Annotated in this window: 11 protein-coding genes; 5 read left to right on the forward strand and 6 right to left on the reverse strand. The window is 61.9% G+C overall.

Translation table 11 applies throughout. The features are described from left to right. The first annotated feature begins 6 nt into the window (after window positions 1-6). Window positions 7-1,806: an MOSC N-terminal beta barrel domain-containing protein gene (locus tag ACEVBK_RS19705; protein WP_375056565.1), complete on the forward strand. Its 1,800-nt coding sequence runs from the start codon at window positions 7-9 to the stop codon at window positions 1,804-1,806. A 69-nt stretch (window positions 1,807-1,875) separates the two neighbouring features. On the opposite strand, the gene ACEVBK_RS19710 is transcribed toward ACEVBK_RS19705, so the two are convergent. Further along, a complete protein-coding gene (locus tag ACEVBK_RS19710) occupies window positions 1,876-3,825 on the reverse strand; it encodes a winged helix-turn-helix domain-containing protein (protein WP_375056566.1) in 1,950 nt (649 codons plus the stop codon). Between the two features lie 346 nt (window positions 3,826-4,171). Here ACEVBK_RS19710 and ACEVBK_RS19715 point away from each other — a divergent pair, with 346 nt between their 5' ends. Then, window positions 4,172-4,777: a DUF1326 domain-containing protein gene (locus tag ACEVBK_RS19715; protein WP_375056567.1), complete on the forward strand. Its 606-nt coding sequence runs from the start codon at window positions 4,172-4,174 to the stop codon at window positions 4,775-4,777. Between the two features lie 13 nt (window positions 4,778-4,790). Beyond that, entirely contained in the window at window positions 4,791-5,579 is a 789-nt protein-coding gene (locus tag ACEVBK_RS19720; RefSeq protein WP_375056568.1) for a DUF2182 domain-containing protein, read from the forward strand. A gap of 172 nt (window positions 5,580-5,751) precedes the next feature. Here ACEVBK_RS19720 and ACEVBK_RS19725 read toward each other — a convergent pair whose 3' ends face one another. From ACEVBK_RS19725 to ACEVBK_RS19740, 4 genes are all read right to left on the reverse strand, one after another. Continuing rightward, window positions 5,752-6,063, reverse strand: a complete 312-nt coding sequence (locus tag ACEVBK_RS19725; RefSeq protein WP_375056569.1) for an AzlD domain-containing protein — start codon at window positions 6,061-6,063, stop codon at window positions 5,752-5,754. Further along, window positions 6,060-6,794, reverse strand: coding sequence for an AzlC family ABC transporter permease (locus tag ACEVBK_RS19730; protein ID WP_375056570.1), 735 nt, complete (start codon window positions 6,792-6,794; stop codon window positions 6,060-6,062). Before ACEVBK_RS19730 ends, ACEVBK_RS19725 begins: the two co-directional genes overlap by 4 nt. A gap of 139 nt (window positions 6,795-6,933) precedes the next feature. Further along, complete coding sequence (locus ACEVBK_RS19735) at window positions 6,934-7,770, reverse strand: AraC family transcriptional regulator (RefSeq protein ID WP_375056571.1); 837 nt, start codon at window positions 7,768-7,770, stop codon at window positions 6,934-6,936. A gap of 23 nt (window positions 7,771-7,793) precedes the next feature. Beyond that, window positions 7,794-8,282, reverse strand: a complete 489-nt coding sequence (locus ACEVBK_RS19740; protein ID WP_375056572.1) for a hypothetical protein — start codon at window positions 8,280-8,282, stop codon at window positions 7,794-7,796. Window positions 8,283-8,629: 347 nt separating this feature from the next. On the opposite strand from ACEVBK_RS19740, the gene ACEVBK_RS19745 reads away from it, so the two are divergent. Together ACEVBK_RS19745 and ACEVBK_RS19750 are read left to right on the forward strand one after the other, a co-directional pair. Then, window positions 8,630-9,880, forward strand: a complete 1,251-nt coding sequence (locus tag ACEVBK_RS19745) for a hypothetical protein (protein WP_375056573.1) — start codon at window positions 8,630-8,632, stop codon at window positions 9,878-9,880. A gap of 99 nt (window positions 9,881-9,979) precedes the next feature. Continuing rightward, window positions 9,980-11,650: a collagen binding domain-containing protein gene (locus ACEVBK_RS19750; RefSeq protein ID WP_375056574.1), complete on the forward strand. Its 1,671-nt coding sequence runs from the start codon at window positions 9,980-9,982 to the stop codon at window positions 11,648-11,650. 86 nt (window positions 11,651-11,736) lie between these two features. On the opposite strand, the gene ACEVBK_RS19755 is transcribed toward ACEVBK_RS19750, so the two are convergent. After that, window positions 11,737-14,544, reverse strand: coding sequence for an FAD-binding and (Fe-S)-binding domain-containing protein (locus ACEVBK_RS19755; protein WP_375056575.1), 2,808 nt, complete (start codon window positions 14,542-14,544; stop codon window positions 11,737-11,739). Between the last annotated feature and the right edge of the window lie 26 nt (window positions 14,545-14,570).

The following is a 14,570-nucleotide window of genomic DNA, read 5'->3' on the forward strand; positions in this document are numbered from 1 at the left end:
AATAATATGGCGGTGATCACGGGGCTCAATCTTTATCCGATCAAATCAACGGCCGGACTGGCGGTGCAGGACGCCTGGGTCTCCCGCGAGGGCCTGCGCGGTGATCGCCGCTATATGCTGGCCAGGCCGGACGGCACCTTCGTCACCGCCCGTACCCATCCCCGTCTGCAAGGAATCAAGGTGACGCCGGTGGCCGGCGGCCTGGAGCTGCATCATGGCGACCAGCGCCTGTCGGTGCGCCACCAGCAGTTCCTGCTGCAGCCGGTGGCTACCGGCGTTTGGGGCGACAGCTTCACCGCCTGGAGTACCCATGCCGATTACGACGCCTGGTTCAGCCAGATTCTGGATGAGCCGGTGCAGCTGTTGTGGCTGGGCCAGCATTCCAACCGCTACCGGGAAAAGCTGGGCACCGGTGTCAGCTTCGCCGACGGCTACCCCTTGCTGCTGATCTCGGAAGCTTCGCTCGCCGATCTCAACCTGCGTGCCGATGCCAGGATGGACATGTCCCAGTTCCGCACCAACCTAGTGGTGCGGGGCGGCCGCCCCTTCGAGGAGGACGGCTGGCGCCGCATCCGCATCGGCGAGGTGGAGTTCCTGGTGGCCAAGCCCTGCAGCCGCTGCATCATGACCACCATAGAGCCCGGCAGCGAGCGCTTCAACGCCATGAAGGAGCCGCTCGCCACCCTGACCCGTTACCGCCGCGGTGACGACGGCGAGGTCTATTTCGGCCAGAACCTGGTGCCCCTCAACGAGGGCGAGATCAGGCTGGGGGACGAGGTAGAGGTGCTGGAGTACGCCAGTGCCCCCATCTACCCGGACGCGGCGCCCAAACGCCGGCAACTGGTGTGTGTGGAGCGTGAGCCCCTAGCCCGGGACATGGACACCTACTGGCTGGAGGCCATGGATCGCAAGCCTCTGGCCGACTACCAGCCGGGCCAGCACCTGCCGGTGGCGCTGGATATCGACGGTCGCCGCCACCTGCGCCATTACACCCTGAGCTCCAGCCCGACCCGGCCAGGCCGCTACGGCATCAGCGTCAAGCGCCAGCCCGATGGGGTGGTGTCCAACTGGCTGGCCGAGGCACTGCAGCCGGGCCACGCCCTGCTGGCCCATGCCCCGGCGGGCGATTTCCATCTGCGGCCCGCCGGCAGCTACCTGCTGTTGTCGGCGGGATCGGGAGTCACGCCCATGCTGTCCATGGTGCGGGCCATGGCGGATCTGGAGCGGCTGGAGGACGTGTATTTCCTGCACCTGTGCCGCGCCGAGGCGGACCTGCCCGCCGCCGCCGAGCTGAAGGCGCTGGCCCGGCGCCATCCCGGCCTGCGGCTCGATTTCGTGCTGACCCGGCCGGAGCGGGGCCAGGGCGAACGGCTGGAGCTGGCCCGACTGGCCGCGGTATCGGCGCTGCAGCAGCGGGACATCTACCTGTGTGGCCCGGCGGGCTTTATGCAGCAGGCCAGAGCCTGGCTGTTGGCGCTGGGGGTGCCGGCGGGGCGCATCTATCAGGAGAGCTTTGGCGGTCCGGTTCCGGCCGATGTTTCACGTGAAACCAGGGCGGTGCGGGTACGCATCGGCGACCATGAATTCACCGGCAACAACCAGCAGGATCTGTTGACCCAGGCCGAAGGACAGGGTTTGCAACTGCCCTGGTCCTGCCGTGCCGGCATCTGCGGCAGCTGCAAGCAGAGCCTCAGGTCCGGCGAGGTGGCGCAACCCGACGCCCCGGCCCTGTCGGCGGCGGAGCGGGAGGCGGGCGTCATCCTGGCCTGCTGCTGTGTGCCCCTGTCGGATGTGGAGTTGGAGTAAGCATTCTTCAACAAGACAATAAACAGCCGCTGTGGATGGCAACTAGCCATCGGCAGTGGTGTCTGTCATTTACCGATGGCGAATCCGGTAGCCGACGCCGCTGACGGTTTCGAGTCGCCGCGCCTGTCCACCGAGCTTGCGGCGTAGCGTGCACACCACAGCGTCGACGACGTTGCTGTTGCCGGTATAAGTCGTGCCCCATATGTGGCGAAGGAGTTCGCCACGCGAAACGGCGGCGCCTGCATGCGCAAGCAGATAGTCGATGAGCTCGAACTCGAGCGGTGTCAGCCCCACCCGTGTGTCGTCGAGGACCAGCTCGCGTGCCGCGACGTCGAGCAGTTCCGGCGCGGGAGCAATCCCCAATTCGGCCGCCGCCAGTTCGGCCAGCCAGCCGTCCACCGAGCCGGGTCCGAAGTCGAGCATGGCGCTGTGGTAGGTCATGCCGTCGAATACTGTCTCTTGTCCGGCCAGCACCACGAAACCCAGGCGCTGCGCGACCGGAGCGTAGGTGGGCAGATCGCGGAGGCTGAGGTACACGCGCCGCAGGGCGGGCCGCATTTCCATGTAGGTTCGCTTCAGGTCGAGCCAGATCGCGGCCTGCACGTCACACGGCGCTTCTCCTTCCGCGAGACTCAGCCAACGGCGGCAGAACAGCGCCTGCTCACCGGGCGCCAGCGGATTGCGCTTCAGGTGCAGACACCACTGGGCCGCTACCGGATCCTCGTGTAACCAGTCGGCGGTGGCGACGTCCTCGGCTGCTGCCTTGCAGCACAGGCCGACCACCGTCCCGTCACGCCCGCGCACCACCGAAAAGGTTTCCGGCAGGCGCCGCCACCAGCCAAGCAGCACCGTTGCGGCGTGCGTTTCGTCGTGAGCGCGGATGATCCCCGTCACACCTGCATCGTCCTGGCAACGGGCCGGCTCTACCGCCAGTTGCTGGGTACCGCTGGGAAAGAATGCTTCGCGTACCACGGGATTCTCGACCAGAAAGAGCATATCGGCGGTGTAGCGCCACAATTCGCCGTCACCGGCCGACGAGGCCTCGGTGCGAAGCTGGTGCCAGGCCGCGCGTTCATAATCGAGATAGCGGCTGGGGTCGCGTGCCCGAAACGAACGGGCGATAGCCTCGCGCACCGTATCGTGGATGACGAGGCCGTCGCTCACCGCATCGACGAAGGGCAGGCGCTGCAGGCGGTCGTAGGCATCCTGGGGGGGAAGCTCGGGGAACAGGCTGCGCAGCAAAGAGATGGTGGTACGGCGGGCAACCGACGCACCCTCGAGAATGTGTCGGGTCGTGGCATCACCCACGTCGGCGAGGAACATCCGCGTGAGTTCGTCGAGGGCCTGCTGGAGCGGCGCCGGCTCAAGCACAAGCCAGGGACGTTCCTCACACGCCGCCGCCAGCCGCAGCGCCAACGGGTGGCCGTGCGTGTACCGGGCCAGGCGTGCGGCCTCCTCGTCGCGTACACCGAGGCGGACGAGCAGCTGAGCGGCTACCTCTTTGTCGAGCGGCGCAAGCGCCATCGACTGCAAGAAGCGCCCCCCGCCCGGCAGCGCGTACCAGGCCGCGAACGGGCGCTCGCGGCCGAAAACGATCAGGCGCACGTTGTCGGTCAGGGCCGGCACGAATATCTGCCGCAACCAGGTGTCCATGAGTCGGAATACTTCGTAGGTGTCCAGTGTCAGCACGACAGTGGCACCGAGCGCCCCCAGCCTTTGCGTCAGTGCACCGATGCCCGTGTCGGCGCCGATGGATTCGCCGAGCGCATGCAGAAAGCCGGTTTCGGTAGGCTCCAGGCGGCGACAGTCGAGCTGCACCACCACGGCTCCGGCGGCTCGTGCGTCGGCAGCAAAGCGTGCCAGCAGGGCGCTTTTGCCGATGCCGGCGATGCCATGGACATGAATGACGCGTGGTCCCTCGGCATCGAGTGCCGTTCGCAGCACGGCGAGTTCGGCGGCTCGGCCGATGAACTCTTGTTGTGCCCGGTGCGCCAGCACGTCCGCCATTCGTTGCGGCATCTCGATCTCCGTTTGAGCCGAAAGCGTTTATCCACCAGTCTTGCGATGGTGCCCGTTCAGGCGACGTCGTGGTGGCAGGCGCTTCGCGTTTCCACCGACATGGGGCGGGCCAATGCTTGGCCTGCTACCTTTTTGTGCAACATGGGGTTGGCGACAGCCTCGGGGTGTGCCGAGACCGAAACACTACACCAAGTAAATATAGTTTCGGATTTTTGGCGCGTCAGCCGCGATCGCTGACCGTGGCCTCATGATTTCCTCATCGTTTCGTCACCTTTGCCGCGCAGTCGGCTGCTATAACGTAAGGTAAGAGAGGCCTGCAGCAGCAATTGCGATAGAGGGGCGGAACATGAATACCAAGTGGAACATCAAGGGCGAATACCTGGAGAGCTGTACTTGCAAGGGCGCTTGCCCGTGCATCTATCTGGGTTCGCCGACCGAGGGCTCTTGCACGGCCCTCGTGGGCTGGCACATCGATCAGGGGCGTTACGGGGACGTCGTGCTGGACAACCTCAACGTCGCCGTCGCGTTGCATTCGCCCGGGCACATGGCGGAAGGCCAGTGGAAGGTGGTGCTTTATCTCGACCAGGCTGCGGATCCCGGTCAGAGCGAGGCACTCGGTACTATCTTCGGTGGCAAAGCTGGGGGCCATCCGGCCGTACTTGCTTCGTTTATCGCCGAATTACTGGGAGTGGAGCAGGTACCCATTCGCTTCGAGGCGAGCCCGGGCCGGCGACGGTTCGAGGTAGGCGACACGGCCGAGGCGGACGTACAGGCCATCGAGGGCCAGGAGGGCGCCGCGGTGACGATCCGCAACCATCCCCTGGCGGTGGCGCCCGGTGAAACACTTACCGTGGCGACGTCGCGCACGCTGCGGCATCAGGCTTATGGCGTGGAGCTGGCGCTGTCCGAACGCACCGCCTTCTACTCCCCGTTCGCTTACGCCGGCCCTTGAGGGAGCATGCATTGTGGAACGATTGATGATGAACATGCGCGCGCGCGAACGCCTGTCTACGGGCGTCGCGCTGGCGCTGCTGGCAGTGCTGACACTGTTGGCATGGTACTACCTGATCGAAGCCGCGTCGCACGTGGCGATGGGCCATGTCGACCCGCACGCGATGCAGGGCTCGAGTATCCCATTTGTCGCGATGAGCGTGGCGATGTGGAGCCTGATGATGGTCGCCATGATGCTGCCGGGGGCGGGTCCGATGATCGTCACCTTTTCGACGGTCGTTCGCCGCCAGAGCCCATCGCGCGCGGGCGTGGCACCGACATGGATCTTCGTGGCCGGCTATCTGACCATCTGGACCGGCTTCTCGGTGCTGGCGGCCCTGGGGCAGTGGGGCCTGTACACAAGCGCCATGCTCGACACCGCGATGGGACGCACCGGACCGCTGCCGGGCGCCGGACTACTCATGCTGGCCGGGGCCTTCCAGTGGTCGGCGCTCAAGGAGGCCTGTCTGGCGAAGTGCCGCACGCCGCTGAGCTTCTTGCTTACGGAGTGGCGCGACGGCTGGCGCGGTGCCTTCGTGATGGGACTCCGGCATGGCGCATTCTGCGTCGGCTGCTGCTGGGCGCTGATGTTGCTGATGTTTGTCGGGGGGGTGATGAGCCTCGCGTGGATGGGCGGGCTGGCCCTCTACATGCTGGCGGAAAAAGTCATTCCCGCCGGTCGCCTCTTCAGCCGGGCGAGCGGCCTCGTGCTGATCGCCGCGGGCGTGGCGCTCGCGGCGGGCAGTATTGTTCCGGCAATGTGACTCCGCGACGCTCGCCTGACCGTCGGCAGCTACCTGCTATTGTCCGGGAGGCGGGTGTTGTCCTGGCCCGCTACTGCGTGCTCCTGGCACTGGAGTAAGAATGAAGACAATATAAAGCTCCCGACGAGACTCCTTGAATAGTATCGGGAGCTTTTTCATGTTTTATTGGTTTTTAGAGAAATAAAACCAAAAGATAGAAGGTAAAAAGGCTAATGCTGACGGCGAATATCATGTTTTTGATAAACAAGGATATGATTACCGATAATATGCCCCCCCACAAATATGGGTTGTCCGGGAAGCTCCTTATGGTTTCATTTTCCATTAGCATGATGGGTCCGCAGATGGCGGTGAGCAGGCAAGGTGCCGAGTATTGCAATGCCTCATGAACCAGCCGAGGCATCCTGACCGGTACTCTGGGCTCGAGAAAAACATATCTGTTTATAAAAACGATGCCTGCCAGAGTGAAAATCAATGTCCAGCTCATTGCTGCCTCCCTCTTACTTTTGAAATCATCACGGAAAACATCATGCCGCTGCAACCGGCGATGACTATGGCTCCCTCTATTTCCAGGCAGGTCAGAATCATGGAAAGTGCCAGGGAAAATAAAACTCCCAGCAAGGTGCTGATGTTCTTTGTCATCGGTACAACAATCGTTATAAAGGTGGCTATGATGGAAAAATCAAGGTGGTATTTCTCCAGGTCCGGCACCGAGCTGGCCATGGCAATTCCAATCACGCTGAACAAAATCCAGCCGATATAGAAAGTAACTCCGGCGCCAAGCAGGTAGCTCACAGAAAGCCCGTTTTTTATATTTTTCTTCCCACTTAAGGCAAACAATTCATCCGTTAGCAGGAACCCGATTGGCACGCGGTGTTTGGCCACCAATGACGAAACGAATCCTCGCAGCGTCAGGCCGTAAATAAAGTGCTGGGATGTAATAAAGAAAACCGAAGCGATGATGGTCACTATGTTTGCGCCCGACATCAATAACCCCAGGGTGACGAGCTGGGCGGCACCGGCAAACACGAGGGCCGACATGCCGATGCCTTGCCAAACCGTCAACCCGGACTGGATCGCCATCGAACCAGCGAGGATCCCCCAGGGAACGACGGCCAGGCATAGGGGCAGCATCTCTATGGCTCCGGTAAGAAAACCTTGGCTTTTCCACAAGGTGCTATTCCGGTTGTGGCCGGAGCAAGTTATCGGTTTTTTCATTGTCGGTTCGGTCACCATTGGGGCTGGGTAATGGCAAGAAACTAACAGCTGGGTAAGAAGGATGTATTGAATAAATTTGCTGGCTGGTAAGGGGAAACGCTGTGCCGGATGGTACTGCTATGAGTTTGGCGCCAGAATCTTATGAGGTTCCTCGTATGAATTCTCCCGGAGTGATGCCGAAGGAACTCTTGAAGTGGCGATGGAGGTGGCTCTGGTCGGTGAAGCCGCAGAGTGCCGACACTGTGATAACGGACTGCCCTTTCAGCAGCAATGCCTTGGCCTTTCGCAGCCGGGCCTGTACCAGATAAGCATGGGGTGGAATACCAACAACCGACTTGAACTGGCGCAGAAAATGCCAGGGACTGAGGCCTGCCGTTTCCGCCAGCTCCATCAGGGACATGTCCTGTTCGGGGCAACTGTCTATCAGCTCCTTGGTAATCCGTACCCGTTGCTCTGCCGAAGGCAGTTTTCTGGGGGGGAGCCGCGCCTTTCCATAACGCATCATCAGCCAGGTCAGGGACGACAGCAGCAGGGTTTCTTTCAACAGCGTATTTCCCTGCCGGGAGAGCAGGTTGAATGTAATCAACAGCTGTTCAGACAGGCCGGGATCGTGCAGGACAGCATCGGGAAACCAAGGGATGTTCCCTTCCGAGCGCCGGATATCGCGGGAAATCAGGCGGAACAGATCCGGGTGGGGGTAGATGGCTCTATAGGCCCAGCCACCTTCCAGCTCCGACGAGCCGGTGTGTACGTCATCGGCATTGACCAGGATGATGTCTCCTGTGGGGGCGACGTGCTCTCCTCCCGAACGGTAAAAGCGCTGAGCGCCTTCTTCAATAACACCGATGCAGAACGTCTCGTGGACATGGCGGGAGAACCGCTGGCGATGGTAGCGGGCCTGGAGCATCTCCAGCCCGCCGAACTCGTTCAGATGTAGAAAATGCGTCTGCTCTTTCACCGCTCTCTTTTCCGTCATGACTCCCTCTTGTACAAAATTGCTCATGTTGCCCGGAGATCGATTAAAAAAACGAAGCCCGACAGGAGAATATTGCATATTAGTCTTGAAGCCCAGCTCGCCGGGTGCAGCCTTTTCGTCAGCTGCTTGTAAAGGCGGTGGATCAGGGCCTCGCCCGCGGCCTGGCCGTCGGTTTCGCCGGGGCTGGAAAGATCGTCCACTTCCGGCCAGTCCTCATCGTCCTCCTGCATCTTTTCCATCATCTGCTGCAGAAAGCCGGCCGGGCTGTGCGTGAAGAGATCGACTTCATCGTCGTCCAGCTCCAGTTCCCGGTATACGTCGCTTCTGATGTGCTCGAGCTCGGACTCCGTCAGCGGCATGGCTTCGGGCTGGGGACGGTGCTGCTCGAGCAGTTCCTCGTAACGGATGAGCAGTCGGGGCCTGTTCAGCTCGGGATCGGGTAAAGAGGAGTCTACGTCAGCGGTGGTGGTGGGCCGAGGAAAAATATCCGGCTCCCCGGGGTGGGGTATCAAGGGAGCCAGGGATAAAAGGGTCGATGTGGTATAGCGCCGGCGACCTGTATCGGAAATGAAGCACTTTTGATACCAGGCAAGACTTCCATATTAATCAAAAAGATACCCGTATGAGGTGGGGACTCGCACGAATAAATTGTATTCCTCCCGATACAGTATTCAGTCTGCTTCATCTTCTGTTTTACCCTATTTTATTTTTATTTCCTTTTAAATCATTGCATTAAGAAATTTGGCCTGATGGTTGCTGTATTTTCGCCTAAGAAAGTGCCCCCACCCCCATACGGGCAGGGAGGCATACAACAAAGACGGATTTAAGCGAAGTACAGGGTTAAGAGAAGGAAACATCCATGTATCTCAGGGATATGCATGTACGGCCGCGGCAGCAGATGGCTGCTTCCTCTAATCGTTCCGAAAGGTCGGGTTATTTGCTGGAAGGGTTGGCGCTGGTGCTGGCCCTGGGGTTGCTGCTGGATGCGGTTTGGCCGGCACCGTCGCCGGTGGCCCAGACTTCTCCCGGCGCTCAGATGCACCATACCCCCTCGAAATCCGATGCCCTTGCTGCACGTAGCGGCGTCAGGCCGTGGCCTTCACCGGCCCCCTGGCCGGAGATGTTTTCGCGGCTGGCCCTGGACGATGCCGGCTTGCAGTCCGGTGACCTGGGCGAAATGCGACAACAGCTGGACTGGCTGGGGCTACAGGGTACCGGTGCCCTGCCGGCCATTCGCGACCAGCTGCAAAGCGGCCAGGATATCGACTTCCATGCCTTGGGTGTGGCCCGGGAGATGGGCTTCGACAGCCTGCGTATGGCGCTGTTCGACGCCTTGTATCGGATAGGTGACACCCAGGCCGAGGTGATCCTGCGTCTGGCCCTGGAGCAGAGCCTGGTGCCGGGGGAGATCGCCGCCTTGGGACGCTACCTCGAGGAGCTGGCCCCGGGGCATTACCAGGACGAGATTCTGCAGCAGGTGCGGCTGGCCTTTTCCCTGGCCGACGAACAGGGGCTGGATGGCCAGGATGTCGGGCCCCTGTTCCTGGCGTTGGTTCGCCATGGTGACGAGCGGGCACTGGTGGAACTGGAGCAGGTCAATCCGCGCTGGTGGGGCAACTATGCGGCCGTGACCCTGGCCAACCTGCCTGGGGGAGTAGGCCTGCCGAACCTGGTCAACCAGAGCCTGATCGGGCCGCTCAGGAATGTGAGGGCCCAGTTGGCACTGCAGCTGCTGGCCCAGCAGGCGGAACACTCCGAGGCCCAGTGGGCCCTGTTGGCCCATGTGGGCAGCGACCAGATCCTCGACCGCGACTGGCCCGAGTTCGCCCGCCTGCTGGCGGGCACCTATCGCATCCAGCTGGAACGGCCTCGGGACCAGCCGGACCCGGTACAGTCCACTACCCAGATGACGGCTTTTACCCCCGGCGGGGGGCAGACGCTGTATGGCGTGCATTACCGGCAATCGAGCCTGGGACAGGAGCAATTGGCCCCCCGGCTCGAACTGATAGCGGCGTTGTATGAGGTAACCGACAATCCCGTGGCCCGGCGGGAACTCGCCCGGGCCTACGAGACCCTGAGTACCCTCTATATGGCCGCCCCATCCTACTGACACAGGGAGAGTCATGGTCATAAAAAGCACAAAAGGAAAAGCAAACCAATAAACCGGAAGTACCGAACATTTCAGGCCGAATCTAAGGAGGGCCGTCAAATGAAAGCTCCAAATACAGCAAGAACCATCACCGCTTTGCTGGTTGGCACGGTAGTGGGGTTTGCCGCGCCGCAAAGCTGGGCAGTCCATTACCAGCAGAGTCTGGAAGGAAGCAGCTTTGAAATCGACACCGATGCTAATTTGAAGGTAAACGTTGTAGGTAATTTAGACTGGGACAATGTCGATGAAGAACGCAAGGAAGATAAGCCCTCCGGCAAAGGGGATGATTCCTTCGGCGAGGGTACCAAGGAAGATACGGCGGTGCCGACGGTGGTCTCCGGCTCCATTCCACCCAATAAAAGCGATCTGAAAACCTTCGGCTTGTATCGGGAAAACGGCAACCTGCCGGGCTTCCTGCACCTGTACTGGCACCGGGTGCAGGATCCCAAGGGCACCACCAATATGGATTTCGAATTTAACCAGAGCACCACCCTGTCCAGCAACGGGGTGACGCCGGTGCGTACCGCGGGTGACTTCCTGATCGAATACAAGCTGGCCAAGGGCGGCACCATACCCAACCTGTTCCTCTATACCTGGCTGGACGGCAGCGAGGGCAAGTCCTGTATCGCTTCGAACAGTTTTCCCTGCTGGGGTGACAAGCGGCAGCTGGATACTGATGGCATGGCTTCCGGCTCGGTCAATACCTCTACCATTCCAGATGGTGAGAGCGATGGGCTGGGCAAGATGGACCCCTTTACCTTTGGGGAGGCTTCCATCGATCTCAGGGTGATATTCGATCCCACCGTATGTAAATCCTTTGGTTCCGCCTATCTGAAGAGCCGTTCATCGGATTCCTTTACCGCGGCGCTGAAGGACTTTATCGCGCCCATGAGCATAGAGCTGTCCAACTGTGCCGGTATTAAAATTATTAAAACCGATGATGATGGCACCAAGCTGAAAGACGTTGTCTTTAAGCTGTATAACGACCTCGCACCGAAAGGAGAGTTTGATGGAAACGATACCGATACAGGAAAATCCTGTACAACAGATAGCAATGGGGAATGCCTGATCAGCAATGTAGTGGCGGGGGATTATTGCCTGGTCGAGCAGGATCCGCCGGCGAATCATAGCGGTGCCGATCCCCAGTGTTTTACACTGGAGGCCGAGGATGAAGATACAACTCCCAGAGAGTTTACCTTTATAAACCCCCGTAATCCTGGTGCCATCAAGATAACCAAAACCACCAAGCACTATGAGGGTAGCCCCAGCACCACTGTTGCTCACCCCGGTGTTGAATTTGAAATCAAGAAAAACGGCGTCAGTGCAGGAAAAGTGACCACTGATGTATATGGGGTGGCTTGCCTGGGTGATCTGGAAATAGGGGAAGAATACAGCGTGGTTGAAACCAATCTGGAAGCGGGCTACGCGGGGGAAGCGGCTAAAAACGTCACCATTAGCCAAAGTGCCAGCTGTGGCAGTGGGAACGAAGATACCGTTGCTTTTGAAAATACTCCCCTGGCCAAGTTCACCATCACGTTCGACTCTTTGCCGACCGATGGTCATGGTGCCACCATGGCGACGGTAAACTGTACCAGCGCTGGCCCGGCCGTGGATGTGGGCATCAGCAACAAGGTGCTGGAAGACAAGCCCGGTAAGGCGTCGGTGACTTCGAATGCCCTTAACTACAAGACCCAGGACACCTATACCTGCACCATAGTGATCGATCCCTAGCCAGCTGGATAGGGTCATAGGGAGATAGACCCCACCCTTTAAGCCAGGGCCCCGTCCACCCGGACGGGGCCCTGTGGTTTTCGCGCCTACCGGCTGGCCTCGTCCACCAGATAGAGGATGGACTCGTAGTTGACGCCGCTGTGGTGGCTGAGGCCCAGCTCGCAGGTGCGGCTGTTGCTCACCCCCCGGCTGCAGCCGGGGGGCACCTGGGCGCGTAGCGGCTTCAGGGCCGAGGCGTTGAGCTCGGGGGTGGTGAAGCCCTTGTCGCCGGCGAAGCCGCAGCAGTCGATGTGCTCCGGCACCACCACCCGGGCGGCGCAGCGACTGGCCAGTTCCAGCATCTTGTCGGCCAGCCCCAGGTGCCGGCTGCTGCAGGTGATGTGCAGCAATACCGTCTCCTGCACCGGCTTCAATTCGAGCCGTTCCAGCGCCTGCTCCAGGATAAACTGCACCGGCTCGAAGATGGCCAGCGGCAGCCCGGCCTGCTCCCGGCTGCGCTTGGCGCAGGGGCTGGTATCCATCAACACCGGCCAGCGGCCCTGTTCCGAGGCCTGCCACAGCCTGGCCTCCAGCTCGGCGGCCTTGCCGTCGGCCAGCGCCATCATGCCCTTGCTCTGCCAGGGCTGGCCGCAGCACAGGCTGGTCAGCTCGGCGGGCAGCACCACGTCGAAGCCGGCCCGCTCCAGCACCGCCTGGGTGACCTCGGTGAGCGAGCGGCCGTCTTTGGCGCCCGGCGACTGGCCCAGGGTGCGGCTGGCGCAGGAGGGGAAGTAGACCACTTTGGGCCGGCCCTGGTGCGGGCTGCTGGCGCTGGGGCTATGCCGGTTGGCGGCCGGGGTTTCCGGCAGCCATAGCGGTACCCTGTTCTTGCTGGCCTGGCGCAGCCCCCGGTTGAGCTTGCCCAAGGTCCGTTCGCCCAGCAGCCGGCGGCCGAGGGCGGCCGAGTTCAGGCCCATGCCCACCAGGGCGGTGGTGGCGGAAAAATGGTCCGCGCTCCAGCGGGCGATGGGCTCGAATTTGCGGTAGCGCGCGGTGCGCAGCTGGCGCACCAGATCGCCGGTGTTGATGCCCACCGGGCAGCGCTGGGCGCACAGACCGGTGGCGGCGCAGGTGTCCACCCCCTGGTACCGGAATACCTGCTCGAGGCCGTCTTCGCCGGTTTCACCCTGGGCGGCCCGGCGCTGCAGTTCGCGGAACAGCACGATGCGCTGGCGCGGGGTCAGGCTGAGATCCCGGGACGGGCACACCACCTCGCAGAAACCGCACTCGATGCACTTGTCGACGATGTCGTCGGCGGCGGGCAGGGGCTTGAGGTCCTTGAGATGGGCCTGGCGATCGTCGTTGAGGATGACCCCGGGATTGAGGATGCCGTCCGGATCGAACAGTGCCTTGATCTTCTGCATCAGGGCATAGCCGTCCTGGCCCCATTCCAGCTCCACATAGGGCGCCATATTGCGGCCGGTGCCGTGCTCGGCCTTGAGCGAACCCTGGTATTCCACCGCCACCAGTTGGGCCACGGCGTCCATAAAGCCGCCGTAGCGGTCCAACTCGGCCTGGGAGTCGAAGCCCTGGGTGAACACGAAGTGCAGGTTGCCGGCCAGGGCATGGCCGAAGATGATGGCCTCCGAGTAGCCGAAGCGGTCGAACAGGTCGGTGAGCTTGCGCACCGCCGGCGCCAGTTGTTCCACGGGAAACGCCACGTCCTCGATGATCACCGTGGTGCCGGTTTCGCGCACCGCGCCCACCGCCGGGAACATGCCCTTGCGCATGGCCCAGAGGGTGGCGCAGGTGGTCTTGTCCTGGGTAAAGGGTACCTCGTTGCGGCGTTCGAAGTCGGCCACCGCCGCCATCGCCTGTTCGCACTTGGCCAGCAACTCGGCCTCGTCGGCGCCGTGTACTTCCACCAGCAGGGCGGCGGCCTCCAGATCCAGTTCGCGCACAAAGGCGGGCATGCCCGGCTTGTCGGCGATGGATTTCAGCGCCCGGCCGTCCATCAGCTCCACCGCCGCCACTTCGGTGCCGGCCAGGGCGGTCACCGCCCGGCAGGTGGTCTCGATCTCCGGGTACACCAGCAGGCAGGAGGCCTTGAAGGGGTGATCCGGCACGGTGTTATAACTGACCTCGGCCATAAAGCCCAGGGTACCCTCGGAGCCGATCATCAGATGGGCCAGGATGTCGAAGGGATCCGCAAAGTCGACCAGGGCGTTCAGGCTGTAGCCGGTGGTGTTCTTCAGCCGGTACTTGTGGCGGATGCGTTCGCTCAGTTCCCGGTTGGCCTTCACCTCTTCGCTCAGCCGTTGGAGGCCGGCCAGCAGCTCGGTTTTTTGCTCGGCGAAGCGGGCCCGACTCTGCGGGTCCCGGGTGTCGAGCCGGGTACCGTCCGCCAGCACCAGCGCCAGGCCGTGCAGGGTCTGGTAGGAATTCTGGGCGGTGCCGCAGCACATGCCGGAGGCGTTGTTGGCGGCGATGCCGCCGATCTTGCAGCTGTTGATGGAGGCCGGATCCGGCCCTATCTTACGCCCGAAGGGGGCCAGGTAGCGGTTGGCGTCGGCGCCGATCACCCCGGGCTGCAGGGCGATTTGCCGGCCGTCGTCCAGGATGCGGTGCCGGCGCCAGTCATCGGTGAGGGTGATCAGCACCGAATCGGACACCGCCTGGCCCGACAGACTGGTGCCGGCGGCGCGGAAGGTGCAGTGGATGCGGTGTTGCCGGCACAGCTGAAGTACCCGCGCCACTTCGTCCTGGCTTGCCAGGCGCAGCACCATCTTGGGGACCAGCCGGTAGAAGCTGGCGTCGGTGCCGTAGGCCAGGCACAGGGAAGGGTCCTGGATGATGCGCCCGGCGGGCAGAAAATCGGCCAGCGCTTCGGTCAGTTGTTGGTAACGCGGCTCCATCAGGCGTCCTCCAGGATCAGCACCAG

It is taken from the genome of Zobellella sp. DQSA1, assembly GCF_041950555.1.
Taxonomy (GTDB): Bacteria; Pseudomonadota; Gammaproteobacteria; order Enterobacterales; family Aeromonadaceae; genus Oceanimonas.